Source organism: Halorubrum sp., from assembly GCF_046498025.1.
Lineage (GTDB): Archaea > Halobacteriota > Halobacteria > Halobacteriales > Haloferacaceae > Halorubrum.
Genome location: NZ_JAWOBM010000071.1, coordinates 1 through 26,281, shown reverse-complemented (window position 1 = coordinate 26,281; position 26,281 = coordinate 1). Strand labels below are relative to the sequence as shown.

Below are 26,281 nucleotides of genomic sequence, written 5' to 3'. Positions count from 1 at the left end.
ACGCATGAATATTGTGCAATTTCTACACTCGTGCAACCGGAACGCGACACCGCGACCGCGGGAGAGACCGGAACGCAGCCGTCACCGGCACGAAAGCGTTAGCACCCCGGCCGCCCGTTACTCGGGCATGGACGACCACACCCGGGATCCGGGCGTCGCCCCGCCGCTCGGAGACCCGACCGGGTGGCACGCGGCCGGCAACGGGTCGGACCGCGACCGGGCGGACGACGGAGCGCCCGACGCCGAGACCGACCTCGCCGGCGGCTACTGGGAGCACGCCACGCTCCGCCGGGCGACCGAACACGGCGTCCGGCTGTTCAACGCCGGCGAGTACCACGAGTCGCACGACTGCTTCGAGGACGAGTGGTATAATTACGGGAGCGGCACCACGGAGAGCGCGTTCCTCCACGGGATGGTGCAGGTCGCGGCGGGCGCGTACAAGCACGTGGACTTCGAGAACGACGACGGGATGCGGTCGCTGTTCGAGACGGCGCTCCAGTACCTCCGGGGCGTCCCGGACGACTTCTACGGCGTGGACGTCGCCGAGGTGCGCGCGACGCTCCGAGCCGCGCTCGACGACCCCGCCGCGCTCGACGGCTGGCGGATCCCCCTCGACGGCGCTCGCCCGGAGGCGTACCCGGCGGACTACGAGTACGCCGAGCGGATCGACGAGGGGCACTGAGTCGTACCCGCGATCCGAACGCCACTTATCGCCAGAGCGCGTCGCACGGGTATGGACGTGTACGAACTGGGCGAGGGCGAGCCGGAGGTCGCGGTCGTCGGCGCGATCCACGGCGACGAGCCCTGCGGCGCCCGCGCGGTCCGACGCCTCCTCGACAGCGACCCCGACGTCGAGCGAGCGGTGCGGCTGATCGTCGCCAACGAGGCGGCGCTGGACGCCGGGGTGCGCTACCTCGATACGGACCTCAACCGGGCGTTCCCCGGCGATTCCGACGCGGAGGCTCACGAGGACCAGGTGGCCGCCGAGCTGCTCGCGGCCGTCGAGGGCTGTACCACCCTCGCGATCCACTCGACGCAGTCGTCCGCCGAACCGTTCGCGGTGATCGACTCGGTGGACGAGGTCGCCCGCGCGGTCGCGCCCCACCTCCCGGTCGACGTCGTCATCCAGACGGACGCGTTCACCGAGGGGCGGCTCATCGAACACCCGCACACGCTGGAGGTGGAGGCCGGCCTGCAGGGCTCCGACGGCGCCGCGGACAACGCCTACTGGCTGACGCGGGCGTTCCTGGCCGCGACCGGGGCGCTCCCGGCGCCGGGCGCGGACGACGTGGTCGACGCGGGCGGGCGCGACGACGTCGAGGTGTTCCGGCTCCGCGAGCGGATCCCGAAGCCGGAGGCCGAGACGTACGAGGTGTTCGCGCGCAACTTCGAGCGCGTCGCCGCGGGCGACCGGTTCGCGGCCGCCGACGGCCGGCCGCTCCGCGCCGACGAGTCGTTTTATCCCGTGTTGCTGTCGCCGTACGGCTACCGCGACCAGTTCGGCTACGTCGCCGACCGAGTCGGGACGATCGAGTGAGACGGGTCGGACCGACTATTCGACGAGCTCGATCGTATCGTCGCCGTTCGGCACCGCACAGATGAACGCGCCCGGCTCCTCGCCGTCGTTCCGATACCAGTGCTCGACGCCCGCCGGGATGAGGAGCGCGTCGCCGGGTGAGACGACGTGTTCCTCTCCGCCGATCCCGACCACGTACTCGCCGGCGAGTACGTACTGCTCGTGTTCGACCGCGTTCGTGTGACGCGGGACCGCGGCGCCGGGCGCGAGCTCGAACCGCCGCATCGCGAAGTGCGGGGCGCCGTCCGACTCGTCGAGGAGCACCCCCTTCCGGAGCCCGGCGGCGGCGCCGACCGCCTCGTAGTCGATCTCGTCGCCGCGCTTCAGGACCGCGTCCGATGCGTCCGCCGACCGGTCGTCAGTGGTGTCGTCCATACCGACCGATCGGCGCCGAGGCCTTTATAAACGACGGCGGGGCGGATTGAGGCTGTGCGGTCCCGGAGCCGCCGTCCGACGACTCCGAAGCCGTCGCCGGACGCTCCGGTCGTCACCCCCCGGACGTTTAACCGCCCACCCGACTAAACCGAGGGCATGCGAGGACTCAAAATCGGGACCGTGCTCGGCATCCCGGTCAGGCTCAACTGGACGTTCCTGATCGTGTTGCCGCTGTTCGCCTACCTCATCGGGTCGCAGATCGGGCAGATCACCGAGGTGATGAACGGGGCGCTGGGCGCCGGGATCGACCCGACCGCGCTCGCCGGGGGGCTCACCCCGTGGGCGCTCGGCTTGGCGGCGGCGCTGGGGCTGTTCGTCGGCGTCCTGCTCCACGAGTTCGGCCACTCGATCGTCGCCATGCGGTACGGCTACGAGATCGAGTCGATCACGCTGTGGCTGCTCGGCGGGCTCGCCAGCTTCACGGAGTTCCCCGAGGACTGGAAACACGAGTTCTGGATCGCCATCGCGGGGCCGGTGGTCAGCGTCGCGGTCGGGGCCGTCTGTTACGTCGTGTTCGTCGTCGCACCGGTGGGATCGGACGCCGTTCTCTTCGTGTTCGGGTACCTCGCGCTGTTGAACGTGGTGCTGGCCGGCTTCAACATGCTCCCGGCGTTCCCGATGGACGGCGGCCGCGTCCTCCGGGCGCTCTTGGCCCGGAACCAGCCGCACGCGCAGGCGACCCAGCGCGCCGCCGCGGTCGGGAAGGCGTTCGCGTTCATCATGGGGCTCATCGGGCTGTTCAACCTCCAGCTGCTGTTGATCGTGCTCGCCTTCTTCATCTACATCGCCGCCTCGGGCGAGGCCCAGCAGACGACACTGAAGGCCGCGTTCCAGGACGTCACCGTCAGCGACGTGATGACCGGCCGGGAGGACCTCCACACCGTCACCGAGGACACCTCGGTGGCCGATCTGATGAGCCGGATGTTCGAGGAGCGACACACGGGCTACCCCGTGCTTCACGGCGACAACCTCGTCGGGATGGTGACGCTGGAGGACGCGCGGTCGGTCCGCGACGTCGAGCGCGACGCCTACCGCGTCGCCGACGTGATGGCGACGGACGTGGTCGCGGTCGGCCCGGAGACGGACGCGATGACCGCGCTCCAGACGATGCAGGAGCACGGCGTCGGCCGGCTGCCCGTGGTCGACCGCGAGGAGGACCTCGTCGGGCTCATCTCCCGGTCCGACCTGATGACCGCGTTCAATATCATCCAGACGGGCGGTACCCCGAGCCTCATCAGCGGACGGCAGCAGGTCGGAGACGAGCCCGGCGTGTTCTGAATCGCCGCCCGCGGACCGCGGAGGCCCGCGCCTCCGGCGACCGAAAGCGACTCGTCGCCGACGACCGAACGGCCGCGCATGAGCGAGTCGGACGCGACGGCGGTCCCGGTCACCGTGTACACGCGCGAGAACTGTACCCTCTGTGACGCCGCCCGGGAGACGATCGATGAGACCGCCGCGGCGCTCGACGTGGCGATCGACTTGGAGATGGTCGACGTCGACGACGACCCGGAGCTCGCCGCGGAGTACGGCGAGCGCGTCCCCTACGTGCTGATCGACGGCCACCCGGCGTTCAAGTACAAAGTCGACGAGCGCGAGCTCCGACTGAAGCTGCTCGCCGCGTCCTGAGCGGCCGGTCGAAGAATCGCCCGACCGGCGGACCGCGACCGCTACGCGACCGTCTCCTCGCCGGCGCCCGGCGCCGTCGCCTTCACCCTCGTGACGGCTTCGACCGCGTTCGACCGGGAGGCGTATCCCTCGCCGGAGTCGGCGATGATGTTCCCGTTGCGGTGGCGGAGCCGCCAGCGCCACTCCTCGGCCGCGTCCTCGTAGATCTCGAAGGCCGCGTTGCCAACTTCCAGCACGTCGGCGTCCGGGGCGTAGTCGCGGACGCGTCCGATCGCGTCCTTCGCGCCCGACTTCGAGGCGTACCCCTCGCCGGAGTCGGCGATGACGTTCCCGTTCCGGTGGCGGAGCCGCCAGCGGTACTCGCCGCCCGCATCCTCGTACAGCTCGAAGGTCGCGTTCGCGCCGCCCACGTCACCCGCCGACTCGGCGTCGGACGCGTCGTCACCCGCCGCGGCGTCGAGGTCGTCGAAGGCGGCCCCGGCGGCGTTCGACCGCACGCTGTCGAGCCCCTGACGGGCCTTCGAGCGCGAGGAGTACCCCTCCCCGGAGTCGGCGAGCACGTTCCCGTTCTCGTGGATGAGGCGCCAGCGCCACTGGCCGCCCGCGTCGCGGAACACCTCGAAGGCGGTCGGATCGATCCGGAGGTAATCCGCGGCGGCGACGTGCTCGCGGACGCGGGCGAGCGCGCGCTTCGCGTTCGACTTCGAGGCGTAGCCCTCCCCGGAGTCGCCGACCACGTTGCCGGTGTCGTGGCGGAGCCGCCAGCGCCACTCCTCGGCCGCGTCCTCGAACAGCTCGAACGTCGCGTCGGTCGAGGTCTCGGCAGCGGTCGGAACCGCCACCTCCGGCGACGAGGCGTCTTCGGGCTCCGGCCCGGCGTCGACGGCGACGGCCGCCTCCTCCTCCTCGGCCTCCGGCTCGATCCGGAGGAGGCCGGCGCCGCGCGCGTTCCGCCGGACGCTGTGGAGCCCTTGATGGGCCTTCCCGCGGCTGCTGTACCCCTGTCCCGAGGTCGCGATGACGTTGCCGTTGCGGTGACGGAGCCGCCAGCGCGGCTTCCCGCTCACGTCCTCGAACAGCTCGAACCGAGCCTTGCTCTCGCGCAGCGACGCGGCCTCGGCGCGCGCGGCCGCCGCCTCGTCGTCGAGCTCGTCGGCCCGCTCCTCCGCGGCGGCCAGCTGCTCGCGGGTCGCCGCCAGCTCGTCTTCCGTCGCGGACAGGTCCTCCCGAGCCGCCTCCAGTTCGGCGCTCGTCTCGTCGCGCTCGGCGGCCGCGGCGGCCGCCTCGCCCTGCATCCGCTCGTAGTCCTCGTACACCGGATCGGAGAGCAGCGGGACGACCGTCCCCGCGAGTCCGATGAGGAGCAGCCCCACGCCGTACACCGTGATGACGGCGGGGTCGCCGGACGCGGTGAACCAGCCGTCCGGGAAGATGTTCACGAACCACACGACGCCGAGGACGCTCACCGCCGTCCCGAGATAGCCCAGGTACGTGCCGGCCCGCCGCAGCGGGAATCGGATCACGGCCCCGAGCATCACGAACGGGGGCGCCAGCGCGGCCAGCGCGTATGCGATGCCGCGCGTCGTCGTCTCCGGAGCCGTGAGGAAGAAGAGGACGACCCCGGCCAACCCGAGCAACACGCCGAACCCGAACAGCCAGTAGCCGTTCACCTCGTCGGTCGTGGTCGGCGTGCCGATCCGCCGCTCGTACAGCCCGCCGCTCTGGTCTGGGTTGCTATCACTTGCCATACCCAGAGCCTCTTCGGCCACGCCGTTATAAGTGATGGTGGGAGACGCGTCGCCGCGTGCTCGCAGCCGCGACTACCGCGACCCGAGCGTTTACCACCTGAACGGTCCCTCGTTGGGGTATGCACGTGCTCAGAGGCGGACGCGTCGTCGACGTGACGGGGACCCGCGAGGCCGACGTGGCGGTCGCGGACGGCGAGGTCGTCGCGGTCGGCGACCCGGACGCGGTCGACGAGGCGATGGGGGAGATCGACGGCGGGAACGGCGACGAGGTCACCGAAGTCGACGCCGGCGGGAGGGTCGTCGCGCCCGGCCTGATCGACGCGCACGTCCACGTCATGATGGACGGGCGCCCCGACGTCTCGACCGCGGTCTCCGACAGCGACTACACCGCGAGCTACCGGGCCGCGAGCAACCTGACGGCCGCGGCCGAGGCCGGCGTCACGACGGTCCGCGATCTGGGGAGCCGCGGGACCCTCGCGCTCGACGCGGGCGAGGCGGTCGCTGCCGGGAAGCTCGACGGCGCACGAGTCCTCGCGTGCGGGCGGAACGTGATCATGACCGGCGGTCACGGCAACTGGTTCGGGCGCGAGGCCGACGGGCCCGCCGAGGTCCGGAAGGCGGCCCGCGAGCAGCTGAAGGCGGGCGCGGACGTGCTCAAGTGCATGGCGACCGGCGGCGTCCTCACCGAGGGCGCGGTGACGGGCGCCCCCGAGCTGACGCCCGAGGAGCTCGCCGCGTTCACCGACGCGGCCGCGCCGACGGGCACGCCGACCGCGGCCCACGCCCACGGCGAGGAGGGGATCAAGAACGCGGTCGAGGCCGGGATCTCGAGCGTCGAGCACGGGACGTTCATGGACCGAGAGGCCGCCGAGATGATGGCCGATCGGGGCACCTACTGGGTCCCGACCGCGAGCGCGCTCCGCGGCATCGTCGACAACGGGGTCGAGGCCGGGATCCCCGAGGACGCCGTCGAGAAGGCCGAGGACGCCGCCGATCGCTTCGACGACGCGTGGGACCACGCGCTCGACGCCGGCGTGTCGATCGCGATGGGCACCGACGCGGGGACGCCGTTCAATTTCTTCGAGGACATCCCGCGGGAGCTGGCGTACATGGTCGACTACGGCCTCTCGCCGGAGGCGGCGCTGGCGGCCGCCACCGTCAACGCCGCCGACCTGCTCGGGCTCGACGACGTCGGGCGCGTCGAGGAGGGGTACCGCGCCGACCTCGTCCTCCTCGAGGCCGACCCGACCGAGGACGTCGAGGCGTGGCAGGACCCGGCGGCGGTGTTCGCCGCCGGCGAGCGGATCGCGTAGGGACGGACGACGTCGGTCGGGACGCGCGGGGCCGCGCGGCGCGTCGGCCGCTCCGGCACGCCTTCGCCGGCGAACGGTCGTTTTTAACCCGAGCCGCCGCAAGGATCGGTCGATGACGAGCGCGCACTCGGGGCCGTCGACCCGGCACGCGGACCCGGACGAGAACCCCTACGTCGAGGCGCCGCCGACCGACTTCGAGCCGGTCGAGGAGCTCTCGGCCGGGAACGCCGCCGAACAGGCGTCCCTCCTCCGGGCGGCGATCCGGGAGCACGACCACCGGTACTACGTCGAGGCGGACCCGCTGATCCCCGACGAGACGTACGACCGGCTGTTCACGCGGCTGCAGCGGCTCGAGGAGGCGTTCGACCTCCCGACCGAGGACTCGCCCACGCGCCGCGTCGGCGGCGAGCCGCTCGACGAGCTGGAGACGGTCGAGCACGTCGCGCCGATGCGCTCGATCGACAACGCGACGGAGGCGGACGCGGTGCGGGAGTTCGACGGCCGCGTCCGGCGCGGACTGGACGCCCAGGGGTTCGACCCCGACGACGTCGCGTACGTCTGCGAGCCGAAGTTCGACGGGCTCTCCGTCGAGGTGGTCTACGAGGACGGCGCGTACGCCCGCGCCTCGACCCGCGGCGACGGGGCCGTGGGCGACGACGTCACCGAGCAGGTGCGCACGGTCCGGTCGGTGCCCGGCAGGCTCCGCGGCGACCCGCCGGCCACGCTGGCGGTCCGCGGCGAGGTGTACATGCCCCGCGGCGCGTTCGAGGCGTACAACGAGGAGCTGATCGAGCGCGGCGAGGAGCCGTTCGCGAACCCGCGCAACGCCGCGGCCGGGACCCTCCGTCAGCTCGATCCGGCCGTCGTCGCCGAGCGGCCCCTGGACGTCTTCTTCTTCGACGTGTTGGCGTGGGAGACCGACGACGAGGAGGCCGACCCCCCGGAGCGCCCCGACGCCCACTGGGAGGAGTTCGACGCGTTCGACGCGTTCGGACTCCGTCGCGCCGACCGGGTCGAGCGCGTCGACGACATCGAGGACGCGATCGACTACCGCGACCGCCTCATGGCCGAGCGCGACGACCTGAACTACGAGATCGACGGCGTCGTGATCTCGGCCGACGACCGGGCCCACCGCGAGGCGCTCGGGTCGACCTCGCGGGCGCCGCGCTGGGCGTTCGCGTATAAGTTCCCGCCCCGCACCGCGACGACGACCGTCGAGGGGGTCACCGTGCAGGTGGGCCGGACGGGCCGGCTCACGCCCGTCGCCGAACTCGACCCGGTCGCCGTCGGCGGGGTCACCGTCTCGCGGGCGACCCTCCACAACCCCGCCGAGATCGAGGCGCTCGGCGTGAACGTCGGCGACCGCGTGCGGATCTACCGCGCCGGCGACGTGATCCCGTACGTGCCGGAGGTCGTCGAGAAGCGGTCCGAGGGGACGTACGACTTCCCCGACGCCTGTCCGATATGCGACGCCCCCGTCGAGCGCGACGGCCCGCTCGCGTTCTGTACCGGCGGGCTCGGCTGTCCGGCGCAGCTGGATCGGGCGGTCGAACACTGGGCGCGGCGGGACGCGCTCGACGTCGAGGGGCTCGGACCCGAGCGGGTCGAACAGCTCCGCGAGGCCGGGCTCGTCGAGTCGCTCCCAGATTTATACGACCTGACCGTCGAGGAGCTCGCCGCGTTGGAGGGGTGGGGCGAGACGAGCGCGGAGAACCTGGTCGCCGAGCTGGAGGCCACCAAAGAGCCGCCGCTCGACGCGTTCCTCGCCGGGCTCGGGATCCCCGACGTGGGGGCGACGACCGCCCGCGCGCTCGCGGCCGAGTTCGGCGACCTCGACGCCCTCCTCGACGCCGACGAGGCGGCGCTGCGAGACGTGGACGACGTCGGTCCCGAAGTCGCCGAATCGATCCGCGACTTCTTCGACACCGAGGAGAACCGGGAGGCCATCGAGGGGCTCCGCGAGCGCGGCGTCGAGCCCGAGTCGGTCGAGGTCGAGGAGGGCGACGCCCTCGAGGGGCTCACGTTCGTCTTCACCGGGTCGCTGTCGACGACGCGGGACGAGGCGCAGGCGCACGTGGAGGCGCACGGCGCGAACGCGACGTCGAGCGTCTCCGGCAACACGGACTACCTCGTCGCCGGCGAGGACCCCGGGCGCTCGAAGCGGGACGACGCCGATAGCGAGGGGGTCCCCGTGCTCGACGAGGACGAGTTCGCCGACCTCCTCAATGAGCGCGGGGTGGCGTGGCCGCCCGAGGCGTGAGGAAGGCGCCCGAGGCGTGCGGCGCCCGAGGCGTGCGGAAGTCGCCCGCACAACGTCGGCGCGACCCGCAACCCTTTATTCGGAGACGCGGGAACGAGAGATATGACCGCCATCGAGCTGCGCGGCGTGACGAAGGAGTTCGGCGACGTCACGGCCGTCCGAGACCTCGACCTCAGCGTCCACGAAGGCGAGGTGTACGGGTTCCTCGGCCCGAACGGCGCCGGTAAGTCGACGACGATCGATATGCTGCTCGACCTCGTCCGGCCGACCGCGGGGACGGTGCGCGTGCTCGGACGAGACGCCTCCGACGACGGGGTCGCGATCCGGCGGCGGACCGGCGTGCTCCCGGACGGTTTCTCGGTGTACAACCGGCTCTCCGGGCGGAAACACGTCGAGTTCGCGATCCGCTCGAAGGAGGCCGACGACGACCCCGACGCCCTCCTCGAGCGCGTGGGGCTGCTCGGCGACGCCGACCGCAAGGCCGGCGACTACTCGAAGGGAATGCGCCAGCGGCTCGCGCTCGCGATGGCGCTCGTCGACGATCCCGACCTGCTCGTCCTCGACGAGCCCTCCTCCGGGCTCGACCCCGCGGGCGCGAAGGAGATGCGGGACATCGTCCAGCGCGAGGCCGACCGCGGCGCGACCGTCTTCTTCTCCTCGCACATCCTCGAACAGGTCGACGCCGTCTGCGACCGGGTCGGGATCCTCCGCGACGGCGAGCTCGTCGCCGAGGACTCCGTCGAGGGGCTCCGCGAGGCCGTCGGCGGCGAGGAGACGCTGGAGATCGCGGTCGGCGACGCGAGCGGGGCGGACGGCGCGAGCGACACGGCCGTTGAGGCGGTCCGCGGAGTCGACGGCGTCACCCGCGTCGACCGCGACGGCGACGCGCTCGTCGTGAGCTGCGCCGACGGCGCGAAGACTCGCGTCATCGCCGCGCTGGAGGACGCCGGCGTCGCAGTCGCCGACTTCCACACCCGGGAGGCGTCGCTGGAGGACCTCTTCTTGGCGTACACGGAGGGCGACGCGGCAGAACCTGACACCGCGAGGCGCGACGCGGCCGCCGCGGACGAGGAGGTCGCCGAATGACTCTCGCCGCCATCGCGGAGAAGGACTTCCAGGACGCCGTGCGCTCGCGGGGGATGATCGCCCTCGTGGCGCTGTTCTCGCTGCTCGTGGCGCTGTTCGCGTACGTCTTCACGCCGCCCGGAGAGCAGTTCGCGACGGAGTTCCTGTTGAGCGTCGCCGTCGGTCCCTTCCTCGTCACGACGCTCGTCCCGCTGGTCGGGGTCGTCGTCGGGTACAACGCCGTCAGCGGCGAGCGCGAGTCGGGGTCGCTGAAGCTGCTCCTGTCGCTGCCGCACTCGCGGGCCGACGTGGTCTTCGGGAAGGTGGTCGGCCGGGGCGCCGCGCTCTCGCTCGCGGTGTTCGCCGGCTTTCTCCTCCCGGCGGCCGTGTTGCTCGCGCTCTCTCAACTCGGGTACATCCAGGCGTTCAACGTCGGCTCGTACCTCGGGTACACGGTCTTCGCCGCAGTGCTCGGCGTCGTCTTTGTCGCGATCGCGGTCGGCTTCTCGGCGGCCGCCGCGACGCAGCGCCAGGCGCTCATCGGCGGGGTCGCGATCTACGTCCTGTTCGTGCTGCTGTGGGGCGCCGTCACCGGGCAGTTCCTCGGTGCCGCGAGCGGGCTGATCGACCCCTTACCGGTCTCCCAACAGCAGGTCGGCGTGTTCCTGCAGGTCGCGAACCCGACGACGGGGGTCGAGCTGCTGTCCAACGCGTTCCTCGGCGGCCAGCTGTTCTCGGGCGAGAGCGTCAACCAGCAGATATCGGCGATCTCGATGCTCGTGTTCTGGACGATCGCGCCGCCGCTGGTCGGGCTGTGGAAGTTCGACGCCGACGACCTCTGAGTTCGACGACGGCAGCGACCGTCGTGGCCCCGGTCTACGCGGTCGCGCGCTCGATCGCCGCCTCGAGGTCGGCGACGATGTCCGCGGGATCCTCGATGCCGACGGAGAGCCGTACCATGTCGCCGGTGACGCCGGCGGCCTCCTGTTCCGCCTCGGTCAGCTGCTGGTGGGTCGTCGAGGCGGGGTGAATGACGAGCGTCTTCGCGTCGCCGACGTTCGCGAGCAGCGAGGCGAGGTCGGCGTTCTCGACGGTGCCCTTCGCGGCCTCGTAACCTCCCTCGAGTCCGAAGGTGATCATGCCGCCGTAGCCGCCGTCTAAGTACTCGCTCGCCTCGTCGTGGGTCTCGTGGCTCTCCAGTCCGGGGTAGTTCACCCAGGCCACGTCCTCGTGCTCGTCGAGGTACTCCGCGACGATCCCGGCGTTCTCGCAGTGGCGCTCCATCCGGAGGGGGAGCGACTCCGTCTGCTGGAGCGTGTTCCACGCGTCGAACGGCGACTGCTGGTCGCCCAGGTCGCGGAGCCCCCGGGTGACCGCCGCGACGGTGAACGCCGCGTCGCCGAACGTCTCGACGAAGTTGATCCCGTGGTACGCCGGATTCTCCTGTGCGATCTCCGGGAACTTCTCGGGATGCTCTCCCCACGGGAAGGAGCCGCCGTCGACCAGGATCCCGCCGACGGTGGTCCCGTTGCCGGTGAGCCACTTGGTCGTCGACTCCCAGACGAGGTCGGCGCCGTGGTCGAGCGGGCGGCAGAGGTACGGGGTCGCGAACGTGTTGTCGACGAACAGCGGGACGCCGTGGTCGTGAGCGATGTCGGCGATGCGCTCGATGTCCGGCGTGACGAGCGCCGGGTTCCCGATGGTTTCGAGGTGGACGTAGGCGGTGTCGTCGTCGATCGCCTCGGCGTACCCTCCGTAGTCGAGCGGGTCGACGAACCGCGTCGAGACCCCGCGTCGCTCGACGGAGTGGGTGAGGTACGTGTAGGTGCCGCCGTACAGCGCCGACGACGAGACGATGTTGTCGCCCGCGGACGCGAGCATGAACGTCGCCAGATCGAGCGACGCCATCCCGGACGACGTGGCGACCGCGCCGACGCCGTTCTCGAGGGAGGCGATCCGCGCTTCGAGGGCGGCGTTCGTCGGGTTCATCAGCCGGGAATAGACGTTTCCGTCCTCCTCCAGCGCGAACAGCCGGGCGGCGTGCTCGGCGTCCTCGAACTCGTAGGAGGTCGTCTGGTAGATGGGCGTGGCGCGGGCACCGGTCGCGGGGTCCGGCTCGGAGCCGGCGTGGACGCTTCGGGTGCGGAATTCGCGATCGGTGTCGTCCTCGTCGGATGGCATGTGTGGGAGTGGTCCCCCGAGGGGTTAAAAACGTCCACAGTTGCCGGCGTTATCGGTTTCCCGGATCTGCCGGTTCGGCACGGTGGGGCCGTCTCGGGCGATTCGTGCGAACCGTTAACAGCGTCGAAGCGTAAGTTCAGGTATGGGAACCCAAGGTCCGCGCGGCGACACCTTCGATCTGGAGGACGCGATGGGCGGCGTTCCGGACTCCGTCTGGCAGTACACGGCGCTCGGGGTCGCCCTCCTCGTCGGTTTCGCCCTCCTCAGTCAGAGCCTCGTCCTCGGAGTCGGGGTGCTGGCGATCCTCGTGGCGGCGATCACGGTCGTCAGCGCGGTCGAGATCGTCGACGCCTACGAGAAGGAGGCGCTCACGGTGTTCGGCGAGTACCGGAAGCTGTTGCAGCCGGGCGTCCACATCATTCCGCCGTTCGTCTCCCGCACGTACGCGTTCGACATGCGGACGCAGACGATCGACGTGCCGAGCCAGGAAGCGATCACCCGGGACAACTCGCCGGTGACGGCGGACGCGGTCGTCTATATCAAGGTGATGGACGCCAAGAAGGCGTTCCTCGAGGTCGACGACTACAAGAACGCCGTCTCGAACCTCGCGCAGACCACGCTCCGCGCCGTCCTCGGCGACATGGAGCTCGACGACACGCTCTCCCGGCGCGAGCTCATCAACGACCGCATCAACGAGGAGTTGGACGAGCCGACGGACGAGTGGGGGATCCGCGTCGAGGCCGTCGAGGTCCGCGAGGTGAGCCCCTCTCAGGAGGTCCAGCGCGCGATGGAACAACAGACCGGCGCCGAGCGCCGTCGGCGCGCGATGATCCTGGAGGCGCAGGGGGAACGCCGCTCGGCGATCGAGCAGGCGGAGGGGGACAAGCAGTCGAACATCATCCGCGCGCAGGGTGAAAAACAGAGCCAGATCCTCGAGGCGCAGGGGGATGCGATTTCGACGGTCCTGCGCGCGCGCTCCGCGGAGTCGATGGGCGAGCGCGCCATCATCGAGCGCGGCATGGAGACCTTAGAAGAGATCGGGAAGGGAGAGTCCACCACGTTCGTGCTCCCGCAGGAGCTCACCAGCCTCGTCGGCCGCTACGGCAAGGCGCTCTCCGGCTCCGACGTGCAACAGATGGAGGGGCTAGAGAGCAAGGAGTTCGACCAGGAGACGGAGAAGATGCTCGGCTTGGAGGACATCGAGAGCGCCCTCGAACAGCTGGACACGGTGGCCGACAGCGACCTGCGGACCGACGAGACGCGCGACGCCGATACCGCCCGCGACGTCGACCTCGCCCGTCGGAACGAGGTCACCCGCGAGGCCGACGAGGAGATCGAGCTGGAGGCCGAGAGCGAACGACCGGGGAACTGAGTCGGCCCTCGCCGCGGGAGGCGCGACCTACCAGTCCAGCGATCCGCCGGATTGGTACTCCGTCACCTGCCGCTCGAAGAAGTTGGCCTCGCGGTTGAGGTCGACCGCCTCAGACATCCACGGGAACGGGTTCTCCGTGCCGAACCGCTCGTCCATGCCGAGTTGGGTGAGCCGCCGGTCCGCAATGTACTCGACGTACTCCACGAAGCCCTCCGCGGACATGCCCATGAGGTCCGGCGGACACGCCTCCTCGGCGTATGTCGACTCCAAGGCGACGGCCTCGCGAATCAGCTCGTCGATCTCGGCCTCGAAGTCGTCGGTCCAGACGCCGGGATTCTCCTCCCGGATCGTGTTGACGAGGTCGACCCCGAAATTGAGGTGGAGCGACTCGTCGCGCATGATGTACTCGAACTGCTCGCCGACCCCGACCATCTTCCCGCGCCGCTTCAGCGCGAGCATCATCGCGAAGCCGGCGTAGAAGAAGATCCCCTCCATGATCACGTAGAATCCAACGAGGTCTCGGAGGAACGCCCGGACGTCGTCGTCGGTCTCGATACTGAAATCCGACCGGTCGATGGCCCGCGTCAGGTCGACGACGAACTCGTCTTTGGCCTGAATCGCGGGGATGCGGTCGTACATACCGTACAGGTGCTCCGGTTCGAACCCCAGCGAGTCACAGCAGTAGATGAACGTGTCCGTGTGGACCGCCTCCTCGTACGCCTGTCGAAGCAGATACTGGCGACACTCGGGGGCGGTGACGTAGTCGTACACGGCCAATACGAGGTTGTTCGCGGTCAGCGACTCCGCCGTCGAAAAGAAGCCGAGGTTCCACTCGACGAGCTGGCGCTCGGCGTCGGTGAGCTCGTCGCTTTCCCACTGGTGAACGTCGTCGGCCATCGGGACCTCTTCGGGGACCCAGTTGTTGTTGACGCCGTCCCGGTAGTACTCGCGGGCCCAGTCGTAGTCGATCGGCAGGATCTTGTTCGGGTCGTGGTGGCTGTCGGTGTTGAGTATCGGCATCGGTGGTGTCGGTGGTGTGGGTGGTGCGGTGGGTAGTTCGGTTCGAGTCGTCACTGACAGGCGTCGCACGTGGGGTCTTCGACGGTCGGGAGATCGGTCCCGGCCTCGCCGGCCGAGCGCTCGCCTCCCGAGTCGGCGTCGTCGCCGAAGGCGGACCCGCCGGTCGCGCGCCCGTCCCCGCCGCGCGACTGCGTGTCGTCGTACTCGCGCATGTCGAGCGTCGACTGCTCGATGCTCGACGCGCCGAGCGTGCGCAGGTAGTACGTCGTCTTCAGCCCGAGCTCCCACGCCGTCTCGTAGACGTCGGTGAGCAGCGACCCGTCGGTCGAGGGGAAGAACACGTTGTGCGACTGGCTCTGATCGATCCACGCGCCGCGTCGGGCGGTGAGCCGCAGCTGGTGGCGCGGATCGATCTCGAAGGCGCCGCGGTAGAGGTCGGAGAGGTCGCCGGGCATGTCGAGGTCGCCGACGGCGCCGTCGCGGTACTTCAGGCGGTCGAGCGCCTCGGACCCCCACTGCCCCTCGGCTTTGAGATCGGCGACGAGCCGCTCGTTGACGACGGTGAAGTCGCCGGACATGTTGGACTTGACGTAGAGGTTCGAGTACAGCGGCTCGATCGACGCGGAGGTACCGGCGATGGTGGAGATCGTGGCCGTGGGGGCGACCGCGGTGGTGTTGGAGTTACGCATGCCGTGCTCGGCGATCCGCTCGCGAACCGCGTCCCAGTCGAGCGTCTCCTCGCGGTCGACCGGGATCGCTCGACCGCGTTCCTCCGCGAGCAGGTCGAGGGTGTCCTGCGGAAGGAGGTCTCGGTCCCACTTCGACCCCGCGAACGTCTCGTAGGCGCCGCGCTCGGCGGCGAGTTTCGCGGAGTTGTCGATCGCGTGGTAGCCGAGCAGCTCGCCGGCCTTCCCCGCGAACCCGAGCGCGCGCTCGGAGTTCATCGGGACGCGAGCGAGCTGGAGCGCCTCGTGGAACCCCATCATGCCGAGCCCGATCGGACGATGGCGCATGTTCGAGCGTTCCGCCTTCTCGGTCGGGTAGAAGTTGAGATCGACCACGTTGTCGAGCATCCGCATCGCCGTCTCGGCGGTGTCGGCGAACAGCTCGGCGTCGAGCGCGGCCGACTCGCCGTCGGCTCCGACGGCGACGGGAGCGTCCGCCGCGCCCGACCCGCTTCGCGCCGCGACCGCGACGTCGTCGGGGGCCGGGTGCGTCGCCGCGTCACCGCGGTACGTCATGTGGCGGGCGAGGTTGATCGAGCCGAGGTTGCAGACGGCGGTCTCCTCGTCGCTCGTGTTGAGCGTGATCTCCGTACAGAGGTTCGAGGAGTTGACGACGCCGACGTGGTCCTGCGGCGACCGGACGTTACACGGGTCCTTGAACGTGATCCACGGGTGGCCCGTCTCGAACAGTCGGGTCAGAACGTCCCGCCAGAGCTCGCTCGCGTCGACCGTCTCGTACTGGCGGAGCTCGCCGTTCTCGGCGGCCGCCTCGTACTCCTCGTACCGGGCCTCGAACTCCCCGCCGTAGGTCCCGTGCAGGTCCGGCACCTCGTCCGGCGAGAACAGCGTCCACCGCTCGTCGTTCTCGACGCGCTTCATCAGGAGGTCCGGGACCCACGCGGCGGTGTTCATGTCGTGCGTGCGACGACGCTCGTCACCGGTGTTCCGCCGGAGGTCGATGAACGACGGGAAGTCGAGGTGCCACGCCGCGAGGTAGGCGGCCGCGGCGCCGCGCCGTTTCCCGGAGCGGTTGATCGCACCCGTCACGTCGTTCGAGATCTTGAGGAAGGGGACCGTCCCGGTCGACTCGACGCCGGTCGAGGAGATCAGCGCGCCGTCGGCCCGGAGCGGCGTCCAGTCGTTCCCGAGCCCGCCGGACCACTTCGAGAGCTTGGCGTGCTCCTTGTACGCGTCGAATATCCCCTCCAAGTCGTCCGGAACGGTCGTGAGGTAACACGAGGAGAGCTGCGGACGCGTCGTCCCGGCGTGGAACAGCGTCGGGGTTGAGTGAACGAATCGCAGGGTCGAGAGGACCTCGTAGAACTCCTCGGCGCGGGCCTCGCGCTCGGACTCGTCCTCGCGGAGCGCGACGCCCATCGCGACCCGCATCCAGAAGACCTGCGGGAGTTCGAACGGCTCCGTGTCGGGCTCGCGGAGGTAGTACCGCTGCTCGAGCGTGTCGAGCGCGGTGTAATCGAACAGCTCGTCCCGTTCGGGTTCGATCGCGTCGGCGAGCCGATCGAGGTCGTAGTCGGCCATCCGCTCGTCGAGGAGGTCGGCGTCGACCCCGCGCTCGACGGCCGCACGGAAGGAGTCCCGGTACGCGGCCGCGAGGGCGTCGTCGCCCTCGGGCGGTCGCTCGCCGGTCACTCGTCTGAAGTAGTCTTCCCTGGCGGCGCGGGCGGCCGCGACGTCGTAGGCGGGGTCGCGTTCGATCCGGGCCGTGAGCGCGTCGACCGTCGCCTCGGCGACCTCGTGAGGATCCGCGCCCTCGTACAGCGCCCGTTCGACCTCGTCGGCGATACGGTCGCGTTCGTCGTCGTCCAGTACGTCCTCGTGTCCCTCTCGAGCGCGGTCGAGTAGGCCGTGAACCGCGGTGTCGTGTGTCGTCGTGCTCATGTGTGCGTCCGGGTCGGACGGAGCCGAACCGCCGCGGGCGACCGACGGCGTCGCCACTGACGGATGTCATCGCGATCGGTACGGCAGCGCGGCTGTCGGCCGCGATCCGCGGCGAACCTCCGTTCGAGCCGTGTCACACACCTCCGTCTCCATCGATATAAATATTACCAATAGTATTTCAGTAGAACAAGTTAGCTTGTTTATTGGCGGACAGGGGTCCGGTTCGGCGTGTGCTCGCTGTGGGCCTACGGCCGCCACGTCGCCGAGTCGACCGTCCACAGGACCCCCACCGCGAGGACACCGGCGACGCCCCCGGCGACGAGCGCGAGCGCGGAGTCGGGGACCGCGACGACCGACGCGAGCAGCAGGACCGCACCGACGAGCAGCGCGACCGTGTCCTCCGTCGTGGCGGCGCGGACCACGGGCGCCACCGCACCGCCGGCGAGAGCGCCGGCCGCGACCGCGGCCGGGGGGCCGGAGCGCAGCGTCGCGAGCGCCTCCGACGCGGCGAACGCGGCGAGGGGCGCCCCGAAGTCGGTGCCGATCCCCGTGCCGAGCGCCAGCGCGCCGACGGCGCCGAGCGCGGGCGAGAGGAGGGCGGCGCGCGCGGAGAGGTCGGCGTCGGCGAGGGCGGCCGCGCCGGAGACTGAAAGCACCGATCCCGCCGCGAGGAGCGCGGGCGCTGCCAGCAGCGAGACTGGAGACGGCACCACGAGCTCGGGGTCGGCGGAAGCGGTCCCGATCCCCGGGAGGGCGATCACGGGCGCGACGGCGGTCGCACCCGCGAACGCGACGGCGGCGACCGCGAGGAGGACGGAGCCGAGGAGGCGGCGGCGGAGCGCTGTCATACTCGCCGAGACACCGCCGAGGCACAAAACGATCGCGGGACCGAGGCGGGATCGGCGATACGAGACGGGGGTGACGAGGAGGGCTCGAACCGCGTCGCTCGTGACGACACGCTACACGGTCACCCCGGCGCGGTCGCCGTCGACCGAGACGACGAGCCGCTTCGGCGGTCCTCGCTCGTCGGCGAGCCGGAGCAGGAGGGTCTTGACGACCGGGTCGTCGGGGTCGACGTCGCCTCGGACCCCGGTCTCGTCGACGGCGATCCGGAGCGAGCGGTCGCCGGTGCGGCTGATCGCGCCCAGCCGCAGTTCGACCGCCGGCGCCGTGAGCCGCTGGGCCACGAGGAGCACCGCCTCGCCGCCGTCGTCGACGAAGGCGGTCGCGTCGGCGAACGCCCGCGATTCTGCGGCATCGGGACGGAGGGCGCGCCTCGCCTCGGCGCTCGATCGGAAGGAAGCGGCGTGGGTGACCATCCCCGCGGGACGGTCGAGGGCGCTCCGCCCGTCGACGAGCGAATTTCCGTCGACGAAGCGGCTCCTGACCGCGAGGTCCCGCGGCGTCGACGCCGCGAGGTCGTGGAGGCGGTCGACACACCCCGCGGTGAAGACGGAACAGGCGCCGACCGCGACCGCGCGCCGGTGCATGTGTCGGCGTCTGGCGTCGCGTATAAAAACCCCGTCGACGCGCGTCTCGGCGAGTGAGGATCGGAGCCGGGCGGGGACAGCCGGAGCGGGCGCGGGGACGGGAAGAGACGAGCCCGTCCGCTACTCGTCGATCATCGGCGCCGGCACGCCGTCGTCGCCGCCGTCGAGCTCGAACGCGCGGCGGAGCTCGGCGATCCGGTCGCGGATGTCGGCCGCCAGCTCGAACTCCAGGTTGCTCGCGGCCTCGTTCATCCGGTCTTCGAGCGCCTCGATCTGCGCTTTCGCCTCGTCCTCGTTCTCCACGTCGCCGACGCTGACCGACGAGGTGTCCGTCTTCGAGCCCGGGAGGTTCGTCTCCCCCACCGGCTTGTCGATGGTGGTCGCCTCGTGGCCGTGCTCCGCGTTGTACGCCAGCTGGATCTCGCGGCGGCGCTGGGTCTCCTCGATCGCCGCCTCCATCGAGTCGGTCACCCGGTCGGCGTAGAGAACGACCTCGCCGTTGACGTTTCGGGCGGCGCGCCCCATCGTCTGGACGAGGGTCGTCGTCGAGCGGAGGAAGCCCTCCTGGTCGGCGTCGAGGATCGCCACCAGCGAGACCTCCGGGATGTCGAGCCCCTCCCGGAGCAGGTTGATCCCGACGAGCACGTCGATGTTGCCGAGCCGGAGGTCGCGGATGATCTCGTGGCGCTCTAAGGTGTCCGTCTCGTCGTGCATGTACGCGACGTCGACGCCGGCCTCCTCGAAGTACTCCGTGAGGTCCTCGGCCATCCGCTTGGTGAGCGTGGTGACGAGGACGCGCTCGCCGCGCTCGATCCGCTCGTCGACCCGCTCTAAGAGGTCCTCGACCTGCCCGGTCGCCTCCGTCACCTCCACCTTGGGGTCGACGAGGTGGGTCGGGCGGACGATCTGCTCGACGATCCGGTCGGAGGTCTCGCGCTCGTAGTCGCTCGGCGTCGCCGAGACGTAGAGCGTGCGGTCCGTCTTCTCCTCGAACTCCTCGAATGTGAGCGGCCGGTTGTCGTAGGCCGTCGGGAGCCGGAACCCGTTCTCGACCAGCGAGTCCTTCCGCGATTTGTCGCCCTCGTACTGGCCTTTGATCTGCGGGATCGTCTGGTGGGACTCGTCGACGACGGTGAGGAAGCCGTCGGGGAAGTAATCGAGGAGGGTGTAGGGGGCGTCGCCGGACTCGCGGTCGTCCATGTGGACGGAGTAGTTCTCGATCCCCGAACAGTAGCCCGCCTCGCGGAGCATCTCGACGTCGAAGGTGGTCCGCTCCTCGATGCGCTGGGCGGCGACGAGGTCGCCCTGTCGCTCAAAGTAGCTCACGCGCTTCTCCATCAGGTCCTCGATCTCCGCGATCGCCTGCTCCAGCTTGTCGTCGGGGATCGAGTAGTGCTCGGCGGGGTGGAGCATGACGGCGGGCTCCTCGCTCACGGCCTCGCCCTTCATCGGGTCGACCTTGAGCATGCGGTCGATCTCCTCGCCCCACAGCTCCACGCGCACCGCGTAGCGCCCGTACATCGGGTAGATCTCGACGGTGTCGCCGCGCACGCGGAAGGTCCCCTGCGTGAAGTCCACGTCGTTGCGCTCGTAGTTCAGGTCGACGAGCCGGGTGAGCAGCTCCTCGCGACCCACCTCCTCGCCGACCTCTAAGCGGAGCGCCATGTCGCGGTAGTTCTGGGGGTCGCCGAGCCCGTAGATGGCCGAGACCGAGGCGACCACGATCACGTCGTCGCGCGTGAGCAGCGAGCGGGTCGCGGAGTGGCGGAGGCGGTCGATCTCTTCGTTTATCGACATCTCCTTGTCGATGAAGGTGTCCGTCTGCTCGACGTACGCCTCTGGCTGGTAGTAGTCGTAGTAGGAGACGAAGTACTCGACGGCGTTGTCGGGCAGGAACTCGCGGAACTCGTTGGCCAGCTGCGCCGCCAGGGTCTTGTTGGGCGCCATCACCAGGCAGGGGCGCTGGACGCGCTCGAGGACCTTCGCCGCGGTGAAGGTCTTGCCGGTTCCCGTCGCACCCAACAGCGTCACGGCCCGCTCACCGTCGGCGAAGGCCTGCGAGAGGCGGTCGATGGCCGTCGGCTGGTCACCCGAGGGTTCGAACTCCGCCACCACCCGGAAGGGCGTGTCGTCGCGAACGTGACGGTGCAGGTCCGCGCGGTCGTGGCGGGTGGACGGGGACGTCGAGGTGGCCATGTAGCCACGGTACCCCGCACCCGCGCCGCCCAGAGGTCATAGGTTGCAGGCGTGCGGCACAGCCTTCACCGGCCGCCGACCTCCAGGTGCCGATCGCACCGCACCGCTCGACGCCGACCTCCCGCTGGAGACCGACACCCGTGTCCGCCCTGCTCGCCGCCCTCCCGATCCTCCTCGTGCTCGTGCTCATGCTCGGGCTCGGCTGGCCCGCGTCCCGCGCCGGCATCGCCGGTGCCGCCCTGGCCCTGGCGGTGGCGCTGTTCGGCTTCGGACTCGGCACCGAGGTCCTCGCCGAGGTCGGGGTCCTCGGCAGCGTGGCGGGGGTGGCAGCGGAGGCCACCTTCACGTCGGCGACGATCCTGTGGATCATCCTGCCGGCGCTGGCGATCTACCACCTCCAGGTCGCCACGCGCGGGACCGACGTGCTGCGGGTCGCCCTCGGGCGGCTCTCCGACGACCCCCGCATCCTCGCGCTGCTGATCGCGTGGTTCTTCACCCTGTTCATGGAGGGCGGGGCCGGCTTCGGCTCCCCCGTCGCGCTCGCCGCGCCGTTCCTGGTCGGCATCGGCTACAACCCGCTCGTCGCCGTGGTCATCGCCATGATCGGCAACGCCGTGGGGGTCTCCTTCGGTGCCATCGGCACGCCCGTGGTCCCCATGGTCGCAGCCACGGGGCTGGACCCGCTCGAGCTCTCGGCAGCGAGCGCGATCTACCACCTCGCTTTCGGGCTCTTCCCCCTGGTACTGATGATGTTCCTCGCGTCCCGGGGCACGGGCACCCGCATGCGGGGCGCGATCTGGGCCTGGACCGTCTTCGCCGCGGCGGCCTTCCTCGTGCCCATGTGGCTGCTGGCCACCTTCGTCGGACCGGAGCTCCCCACCCTCGGTGGTGCCCTGATCGGGGGTGGCATCTTCATCGCCGTGCTGCTGCTGGTGCGCCGGCTCCGTCCGCAGGCGACCGCACCGGCCGCCGAAGAGCTGCCGATCGACATCGAGGCTGACCGCGGCGCGCTGCTGCGCGCCGGCGCTCCCTACGCGATCCTCATCACCCTGGTCCTGGCGACGAGGCTCGTGCCCTTCATCGCACAGCCGCTGTCCGCGGTGGAGATCGCCTGGGACCTCGACGGCGGGTTCACCGGCAGCTTCCAGCCCCTGACCCACCCCGGGACCCTGCTCGTGGTGTCCTTCCTGCTCGGCGCCCTGGCCCAGAAAGCCAGGACCAGCACCGTGAGCGGGGCACTCGGCACGACGATCCGGCAGCTGGTCCCGGTCACGATCGCGCTGCTGGCCATGCTGCTGCTGGCCCGCACCATGGTCCGCTCCGGGATGACCCAGGAGCTCGCGGCCGCCGCAGCCGGCGCGACCGCCTCGGCCTGGCCGGTGCTGGCACCGCTGGTCGGCGTGCTCGGCACCTTCGTCACCGGCTCCGGCACCGCCTCGAACGTGCTGTTCACCGACCTGCAGGTCGCGACCGCCGACCAGCTCGGCTACTCCCAGCTGCCGCTGCTCGGTGCGCAGAACTTCGGCGCCGCCGCCGGCAACTCGATCGCGCCGCACAACATCGTGGCCGGTGGCGCCACCGTCGGCCTGACCGGGTCCGAGGCCGACGTGATGCGTCGCACGATCGGCTTCGCGTTGGTGTACGGCCTGCTCGGCGGCGCCCTGGCCCTGTTGCTGGTGTGACCGGCGCCTGCCGGTGGGTTCAGCGGCCCGCCCGCTGGGCGCGCGCCTTGGCCGCGAGGTGCGTGTGGAGGCGATCCACCTCGGCGTTGAGGGTCTCGAGGTCGCCGTCGTTGGTCACCACGTGGTCGGCGGCGGCACGGCGCGCATCGTCGTCGACCTGCTGACGCATCCGTGCGCGCACATCCTCGGCATCGAGCCCCCGCTGCTCGACGAGTCGCCGCATGCGCACCTCCTCCCCGGCCAGGACGGCGACCACGGTGTCGAAGCGCGCGGCCTGACCGGTCTCGATCAGCAACGGGTGGTCGACCACGACGAGCCGTGTGGGGTCCAGATGATCCTCGCCCGCCAGCAGCGTGAGCCGCTCGGCGATGCGGGAGGCGACCCTGGGGTGGGTGATGCGGTCGAGATCACGGCGGCTCTGGTCATCGACGAAGGCGCGACGGGCCAGCTCCGCCCGGTCCAGCGTGCCGTCGTCGGTGAGGACCTCCTGACCGAAGCGGGCAGCGATCTCCTCCAGGGCCGGTTCACCCGGCTGCACGATCTCGCGGGCCACCTCGTCGAGGTCGATGACCTCGGCACCTTGATGGGCCAGACGTGCGGTCACGGTGGACTTCCCGCTGCCGATGCCGCCGGTCACCGCTACCAGGTACATACCGCCTCCTCGCTCCCAGGCATGACAGCGCCCCGGTGTCTCCACCGGGGCGCCGCATGGTCATGACCAGCCGGGCTCAGCTCTGCTGCGCCGTGTCGTCCTCGCCCGTGTCCTCCTCGGACTCCGTGGCCTCCGTGGCCTCGTCGGTCGCTGCAGCGTCAGGCGCCTCGGCCGGTTCGACGGGCTCATCGGCTGCCGGCTCGACCGGCTCGACCGCTGCCGGCTCGGCGGGCTCGACCGCTGCCGGCTCGACCGGCTCCACGGGCGCCGGCTCCTCCGCGGTCGCGGACTCCTCGGGGACCGCCGGGGCCGAGGCCTCGGCCAGCGCGATCTCCTCCGGCGTCATCGATGCCTCGTCCCGACCGAAACCGGCCTGGGCGAAGGCCGCAGCCAGGGTGCCGCCACCGCCACCGGCGTCGTCGCCGGAGGAGTAGGCGGTCTCCACGGCGGGTCCCTCCTCGTAGGGGGACTCCTCCGCGGTCGCCGTCGGTGCCTGCGCCTGCTTCAGCGACAGCGAGATGCGCCGGCGCACGGTGTCGATGTCGATGACCTTGACCTCGATCTTGTCACCGACGTTGACCACGGCCTCGGGCACCTCGACGTGGCGCTCGGCCAGCTCGGAGATGTGCACCAGGCCCTCGATGCCGTCGGCGACCTTCACGAAGGCACCGAAGGGCACCAGCTTGGTCACCTCGCCGTCGACGATCTCACCGACGGCGTGCTCGCGGGCGAAGCGCTGCCAGGGGTCCTCCTGGGTGGCCTTCAGCGACAGCGACACGCGCTCGCGGTCCAGGTCGACGTCGAGCACCTCGACCTCGACCTGGTCGCCGACCTCGACGACCTCGCTGGGATGATCGATGTGCTTCCACGACAGCTCGGAGACGTGCACCAGCCCGTCGACACCGCCGAGGTCAACGAAGGCCCCGAAGTTGACGATCGACGAGACGACCCCGGCGCGGACCTCACCCTTCTGCAGGGAGGTGAGGAACTCGTTGCGGAACTCGCTCTGGGTCTCCTCCAGGAACTTGCGCCGCGAGAGCACCACGTTGTTGCGGTTCTTGTCGAGCTCGATGATCTTGCACTCGAGCGTCTCGCCGACGTAGGGCTGCAGATCGCGCACGCGGCGCATCTCCACCAGCGATGCCGGCAGGAAGCCGCGCAACCCGATGTCGAGGATCAGGCCACCCTTGACCACCTCGATGACCGAACCCTGGACGGTGCGGTCGTTCTGGTAGATCTGCTCGATGGTGCCCCAGGCGCGCTCGTACTGCGCGCGCTTCTTGGACAGGACGAGGCGGCCCTCCTCGTCCTCCTTCTTCATGACCAGGGCTTCGATCACGTCACCGACGGCGACGATCTCGTTGGGGTCGACGTCGAGCTTGATCGACAGCTCGCGCGAGGGGATCACCCCCTCGGACTTCCAGCCGATGTCGAGCAGGACCTCGTCGGGGTCGACCTTGACGACCACCCCCTCGATGATCTTGCCGTCCTCCATGGCGGTGACGGTGCCCTCGAGGGCGGCTTCGAACTCATCGTCGGTGAGGTCGTGCTCGACGATGCTCTCGCCCGTTGAGGTCATGGACCCACCGGGGTCCTGGGCGATGACGACCGGGTCGTCGGCTACGGGAGCCTGGCCGGGCGCGGTGGTCTGGTCGGGGGTCGGGGTCTCGGACATCGGGGTCGGGTCTCTTCGGTCAGGGGATGGGGGACATGGGTGCCACCGGCGCCGGGTCGTACGTCAGGGTCGCCTGGCCGCGTCGGGTGGTGGACCGCCCGTACCGGAGTGCGGCGTGGACGGCGGTCCCACGTCCGTCCGGATCCGTCGTGACGACCGGACGGCGCGCGGCGGCGGCCCAGGGGGCGCCGGGAGACGAAGGGTCGCACCACCCCGCTGTGGTGTCAACGTAGGGTGCACGGTCGGCGCCCGGAACACGGCGTGATCGCGTGGCGGCGTCCGGGGAGGTGATCCGTGGACGATCCAGGCGGACTGGTGCTGCACGCGGACGGTCGACGGCGCTGCTGGTGGTGCGGGACGCACGACGACTACATCGCCTACCACGATCACGAGTGGGGCCGTCCCGTGGTCGAGGAACGGCCGCTGTTCGAGAAGCTGTGCCTCGAGGGCTTCCAGGCCGGGCTCTCCTGGTTGACGGTCCTCCGCAAGCGCGCGGCGTTCCGGGAGGCGTTCCACGGCTTCGATCCCGAGGTCGTCGCCGGCTTCGGCGAGGCGGACGTGGCGCGTCTGCTCGCCGACGCCCGCATCGTGCGCTCACGGCCCAAGATCCTGGCAGCGGTGTCGAACGCGCGCGCCCTGCTCGAGCTGTGGGAGCAGGGGCGCTCACTCGGTGCGGTGGTGTGGGAGCACGCACGACCCCCGCCACACCACCGACCGACCGGTCGGTCGGTGGTGCCGGTGACCACGCCGGCATCCCACGACCTGGCACGCACGCTCAAGGGGTTCGGCTTCCGCTTCATCGGTCCGACCAGCGCCTACGCCTTCCTGCAGTCCATGGGGCTGGTGGACGACCACCTCGACGGCTGCCACGTCCCGCCGGAGGTCACCGGGCCGGGGGCCCGATGACGGGGCCGCCCGGCGCGGGGCGGGTGCGGCCGGCACCGTGTCGCCGGCCTGCACCCGGGGGCGGCTACCGTCATGGATCGCTGCGATGGACCGGATCGAGCGGAGGACCCCGAGGTGGCAGGTCGTTGGCACAGGCGTAGGCGGCGGCAGATCCAGCTGGAACGCCACCCCGACCAGCTCCCGAAGCGGGGGCTGTTCACCGAGCCCGTCCGCGTCACCCAGCTGCGCGCGCTCGAGCCCGAGGATGCCGGCGGGCACGCGAGCACGACGGAGGAGCCACGTGTTCGGGTGACCTTCCTGATCGAGATCCGGGACGCGGAGGACCGGCGCTGCCCGGACCTCGCCGTCGATGCGCGGGTCCACGCGCCCGATCGCACCGGTGACGTCCAGGGAGCCACCGACATGTTCGGCCGGGTGAAGGTCCAGGTCGTCGGGCCTGCGGGGACCTACTCCCTCGAGG

Annotated in this window: 22 protein-coding genes; 12 read left to right on the top strand and 10 right to left on the bottom strand. The window is 70.6% G+C overall.

What is annotated here, in order from left to right; all coding sequences use genetic code 11:
- Positions 1–127 precede the first annotated feature (127 nt).
- A complete protein-coding gene (locus R6U01_RS13055; RefSeq protein ID WP_410286894.1) occupies positions 128–682 on the top strand; it encodes a DUF309 domain-containing protein in 555 nt (184 codons plus the stop codon).
- Between the two features lie 51 nt (positions 683–733).
- Positions 734–1,537, top strand: coding sequence for a succinylglutamate desuccinylase/aspartoacylase family protein (locus tag R6U01_RS13050; protein WP_410286893.1), 804 nt, complete (start codon positions 734–736; stop codon positions 1,535–1,537).
- A gap of 15 nt (positions 1,538–1,552) precedes the next feature.
- Here the strand turns inward: R6U01_RS13050 and R6U01_RS13045 are convergent, their stop codons facing one another.
- Entirely contained in the window at positions 1,553–1,951 is a 399-nt protein-coding gene (locus tag R6U01_RS13045) for a cupin domain-containing protein (protein ID WP_410286892.1), read from the bottom strand.
- Positions 1,952–2,107: 156 nt separating this feature from the next.
- Between R6U01_RS13045 and R6U01_RS13040 the strand changes: the two genes are divergently transcribed.
- Entirely contained in the window at positions 2,108–3,289 is a 1,182-nt protein-coding gene (locus R6U01_RS13040; protein ID WP_410286891.1) for a M50 family metallopeptidase, read from the top strand.
- Positions 3,290–3,367: 78 nt separating this feature from the next.
- Positions 3,368–3,637: a glutaredoxin family protein gene (locus R6U01_RS13035; RefSeq protein ID WP_410286890.1), complete on the top strand. Its 270-nt coding sequence runs from the start codon at positions 3,368–3,370 to the stop codon at positions 3,635–3,637.
- A 41-nt stretch (positions 3,638–3,678) separates the two neighbouring features.
- Here R6U01_RS13035 and R6U01_RS13030 read toward each other — a convergent pair whose 3' ends face one another.
- Complete coding sequence (locus tag R6U01_RS13030; protein WP_410286888.1) at positions 3,679–5,385, bottom strand: DUF1508 domain-containing protein; 1,707 nt, start codon at positions 5,383–5,385, stop codon at positions 3,679–3,681.
- 119 nt (positions 5,386–5,504) lie between these two features.
- On the opposite strand from R6U01_RS13030, the gene R6U01_RS13025 reads away from it, so the two are divergent.
- The 4 genes from R6U01_RS13025 (at position 5,505) to R6U01_RS13010 (ending at position 10,865) form a co-directional block, all read left to right on the top strand.
- Entirely contained in the window at positions 5,505–6,698 is a 1,194-nt protein-coding gene (locus R6U01_RS13025) for an amidohydrolase family protein (protein WP_410286887.1), read from the top strand.
- Positions 6,699–6,810: 112 nt separating this feature from the next.
- On the top strand, positions 6,811–8,958 hold the full coding sequence (gene ligA, locus R6U01_RS13020; protein ID WP_410286886.1) for an NAD-dependent DNA ligase LigA: 2,148 nt from the start codon (positions 6,811–6,813) through the stop codon (positions 8,956–8,958).
- 102 nt (positions 8,959–9,060) lie between these two features.
- Positions 9,061–10,044: an ATP-binding cassette domain-containing protein gene (locus R6U01_RS13015; protein WP_410286885.1), complete on the top strand. Its 984-nt coding sequence runs from the start codon at positions 9,061–9,063 to the stop codon at positions 10,042–10,044.
- Complete coding sequence (locus tag R6U01_RS13010; RefSeq protein WP_410286884.1) at positions 10,041–10,865, top strand: ABC transporter permease subunit; 825 nt, start codon at positions 10,041–10,043, stop codon at positions 10,863–10,865. Before R6U01_RS13015 ends, R6U01_RS13010 begins: the two co-directional genes overlap by 4 nt.
- Positions 10,866–10,899: 34 nt before the next feature.
- Here the strand turns inward: R6U01_RS13010 and R6U01_RS13005 are convergent, their stop codons facing one another.
- Positions 10,900–12,204: an O-acetylhomoserine aminocarboxypropyltransferase/cysteine synthase family protein gene (locus R6U01_RS13005; RefSeq protein WP_410286883.1), complete on the bottom strand. Its 1,305-nt coding sequence runs from the start codon at positions 12,202–12,204 to the stop codon at positions 10,900–10,902.
- Positions 12,205–12,346: 142 nt separating this feature from the next.
- Here R6U01_RS13005 and R6U01_RS13000 point away from each other — a divergent pair, with 142 nt between their 5' ends.
- Positions 12,347–13,576, top strand: a complete 1,230-nt coding sequence (locus tag R6U01_RS13000; RefSeq protein WP_410286882.1) for an SPFH domain-containing protein — start codon at positions 12,347–12,349, stop codon at positions 13,574–13,576.
- Positions 13,577–13,603: 27 nt separating this feature from the next.
- Here the strand turns inward: R6U01_RS13000 and R6U01_RS12995 are convergent, their stop codons facing one another.
- The 5 genes from R6U01_RS12995 to uvrB form a co-directional block, all read right to left on the bottom strand.
- The gene (locus R6U01_RS12995; protein ID WP_410286881.1) at positions 13,604–14,596 is read right to left on the bottom strand and encodes a ribonucleotide-diphosphate reductase subunit beta; all 993 of its coding nucleotides are present in this window, start codon (positions 14,594–14,596) and stop codon (positions 13,604–13,606) included.
- Between the two features lie 50 nt (positions 14,597–14,646).
- Positions 14,647–17,220, bottom strand: coding sequence for a ribonucleoside-diphosphate reductase subunit alpha (locus tag R6U01_RS12990; protein WP_410286880.1), 2,574 nt, complete (start codon positions 17,218–17,220; stop codon positions 14,647–14,649).
- Between the two features lie 245 nt (positions 17,221–17,465).
- Positions 17,466–18,068: a hypothetical protein gene (locus R6U01_RS12985; protein ID WP_410286879.1), complete on the bottom strand. Its 603-nt coding sequence runs from the start codon at positions 18,066–18,068 to the stop codon at positions 17,466–17,468.
- 111 nt (positions 18,069–18,179) lie between these two features.
- A complete protein-coding gene (locus R6U01_RS12980; protein WP_410286878.1) occupies positions 18,180–18,710 on the bottom strand; it encodes a hypothetical protein in 531 nt (176 codons plus the stop codon).
- A gap of 120 nt (positions 18,711–18,830) precedes the next feature.
- Positions 18,831–20,906 (bottom strand): excinuclease ABC subunit UvrB, encoded by a 2,076-nt coding sequence (gene uvrB, locus R6U01_RS12975; protein WP_410286877.1) that lies wholly within the window; start codon positions 20,904–20,906, stop codon positions 18,831–18,833.
- Between the two features lie 140 nt (positions 20,907–21,046).
- Between uvrB and R6U01_RS12970 the strand changes: the two genes are divergently transcribed.
- Positions 21,047–22,588, top strand: coding sequence for an L-lactate permease (locus R6U01_RS12970; protein ID WP_410286876.1), 1,542 nt, complete (start codon positions 21,047–21,049; stop codon positions 22,586–22,588).
- A 19-nt stretch (positions 22,589–22,607) separates the two neighbouring features.
- Here R6U01_RS12970 and coaE read toward each other — a convergent pair whose 3' ends face one another.
- Both coaE and rpsA read right to left on the bottom strand, forming a co-directional pair.
- Entirely contained in the window at positions 22,608–23,240 is a 633-nt protein-coding gene (gene coaE, locus R6U01_RS12965) for a dephospho-CoA kinase (RefSeq protein WP_410286875.1), read from the bottom strand.
- Between the two features lie 76 nt (positions 23,241–23,316).
- The gene (gene rpsA, locus R6U01_RS12960) at positions 23,317–24,819 is read right to left on the bottom strand and encodes a 30S ribosomal protein S1 (protein ID WP_410286942.1); all 1,503 of its coding nucleotides are present in this window, start codon (positions 24,817–24,819) and stop codon (positions 23,317–23,319) included.
- Positions 24,820–25,209: 390 nt separating this feature from the next.
- On the opposite strand from rpsA, the gene R6U01_RS12955 reads away from it, so the two are divergent.
- A complete protein-coding gene (locus tag R6U01_RS12955) occupies positions 25,210–25,821 on the top strand; it encodes a DNA-3-methyladenine glycosylase I (protein WP_410286874.1) in 612 nt (203 codons plus the stop codon).
- A gap of 72 nt (positions 25,822–25,893) precedes the next feature.
- The coding region (locus R6U01_RS12950; protein WP_410286873.1) for a hypothetical protein at positions 25,894–26,281 on the top strand (388 nt) is incomplete at its 3' end.

What these genes read in the sequence shown, in the direction of transcription:
- R6U01_RS13040 (WP_410286891.1), top strand. Translation starts at nt 2,108, where the DNA reads ATGCGAGGACTCAAAATCGGGACCGTGCTCGGCATCCCGGTCAGGCTC.
- R6U01_RS13005 (WP_410286883.1), bottom strand. Translation starts at nt 12,204, where the DNA reads ATGCCATCCGACGAGGACGACACCGATCGCGAATTCCGCACCCGAAGC.
- uvrB (WP_410286877.1), bottom strand. Translation starts at nt 20,906, where the DNA reads ATGGCCACCTCGACGTCCCCGTCCACCCGCCACGACCGCGCGGACCTG.
- R6U01_RS12985 (WP_410286879.1), bottom strand. Translation starts at nt 18,068, where the DNA reads ATGACAGCGCTCCGCCGCCGCCTCCTCGGCTCCGTCCTCCTCGCGGTC.
- coaE (WP_410286875.1), bottom strand. Translation starts at nt 23,240, where the DNA reads ATGTACCTGGTAGCGGTGACCGGCGGCATCGGCAGCGGGAAGTCCACC.
- R6U01_RS13010 (WP_410286884.1), top strand. Translation starts at nt 10,041, where the DNA reads ATGACTCTCGCCGCCATCGCGGAGAAGGACTTCCAGGACGCCGTGCGC.
- rpsA (WP_410286942.1), bottom strand. Translation starts at nt 24,819, where the DNA reads ATGACCTCAACGGGCGAGAGCATCGTCGAGCACGACCTCACCGACGAT.
- R6U01_RS13000 (WP_410286882.1), top strand. Translation starts at nt 12,347, where the DNA reads ATGGGAACCCAAGGTCCGCGCGGCGACACCTTCGATCTGGAGGACGCG.
- R6U01_RS12990 (WP_410286880.1), bottom strand. Translation starts at nt 17,220, where the DNA reads ATGAGCACGACGACACACGACACCGCGGTTCACGGCCTACTCGACCGC.
- R6U01_RS13015 (WP_410286885.1), top strand. Translation starts at nt 9,061, where the DNA reads ATGACCGCCATCGAGCTGCGCGGCGTGACGAAGGAGTTCGGCGACGTC.
- R6U01_RS13030 (WP_410286888.1), bottom strand. Translation starts at nt 5,385, where the DNA reads ATGGCAAGTGATAGCAACCCAGACCAGAGCGGCGGGCTGTACGAGCGG.
- R6U01_RS13035 (WP_410286890.1), top strand. Translation starts at nt 3,368, where the DNA reads ATGAGCGAGTCGGACGCGACGGCGGTCCCGGTCACCGTGTACACGCGC.
- R6U01_RS13025 (WP_410286887.1), top strand. Translation starts at nt 5,505, where the DNA reads ATGCACGTGCTCAGAGGCGGACGCGTCGTCGACGTGACGGGGACCCGC.
- R6U01_RS12980 (WP_410286878.1), bottom strand. Translation starts at nt 18,710, where the DNA reads ATGCACCGGCGCGCGGTCGCGGTCGGCGCCTGTTCCGTCTTCACCGCG.
- R6U01_RS13050 (WP_410286893.1), top strand. Translation starts at nt 734, where the DNA reads ATGGACGTGTACGAACTGGGCGAGGGCGAGCCGGAGGTCGCGGTCGTC.
- ligA (WP_410286886.1), top strand. Translation starts at nt 6,811, where the DNA reads ATGACGAGCGCGCACTCGGGGCCGTCGACCCGGCACGCGGACCCGGAC.
- R6U01_RS13045 (WP_410286892.1), bottom strand. Translation starts at nt 1,951, where the DNA reads ATGGACGACACCACTGACGACCGGTCGGCGGACGCATCGGACGCGGTC.
- R6U01_RS12995 (WP_410286881.1), bottom strand. Translation starts at nt 14,596, where the DNA reads ATGCCGATACTCAACACCGACAGCCACCACGACCCGAACAAGATCCTG.
- R6U01_RS13055 (WP_410286894.1), top strand. Translation starts at nt 128, where the DNA reads ATGGACGACCACACCCGGGATCCGGGCGTCGCCCCGCCGCTCGGAGAC.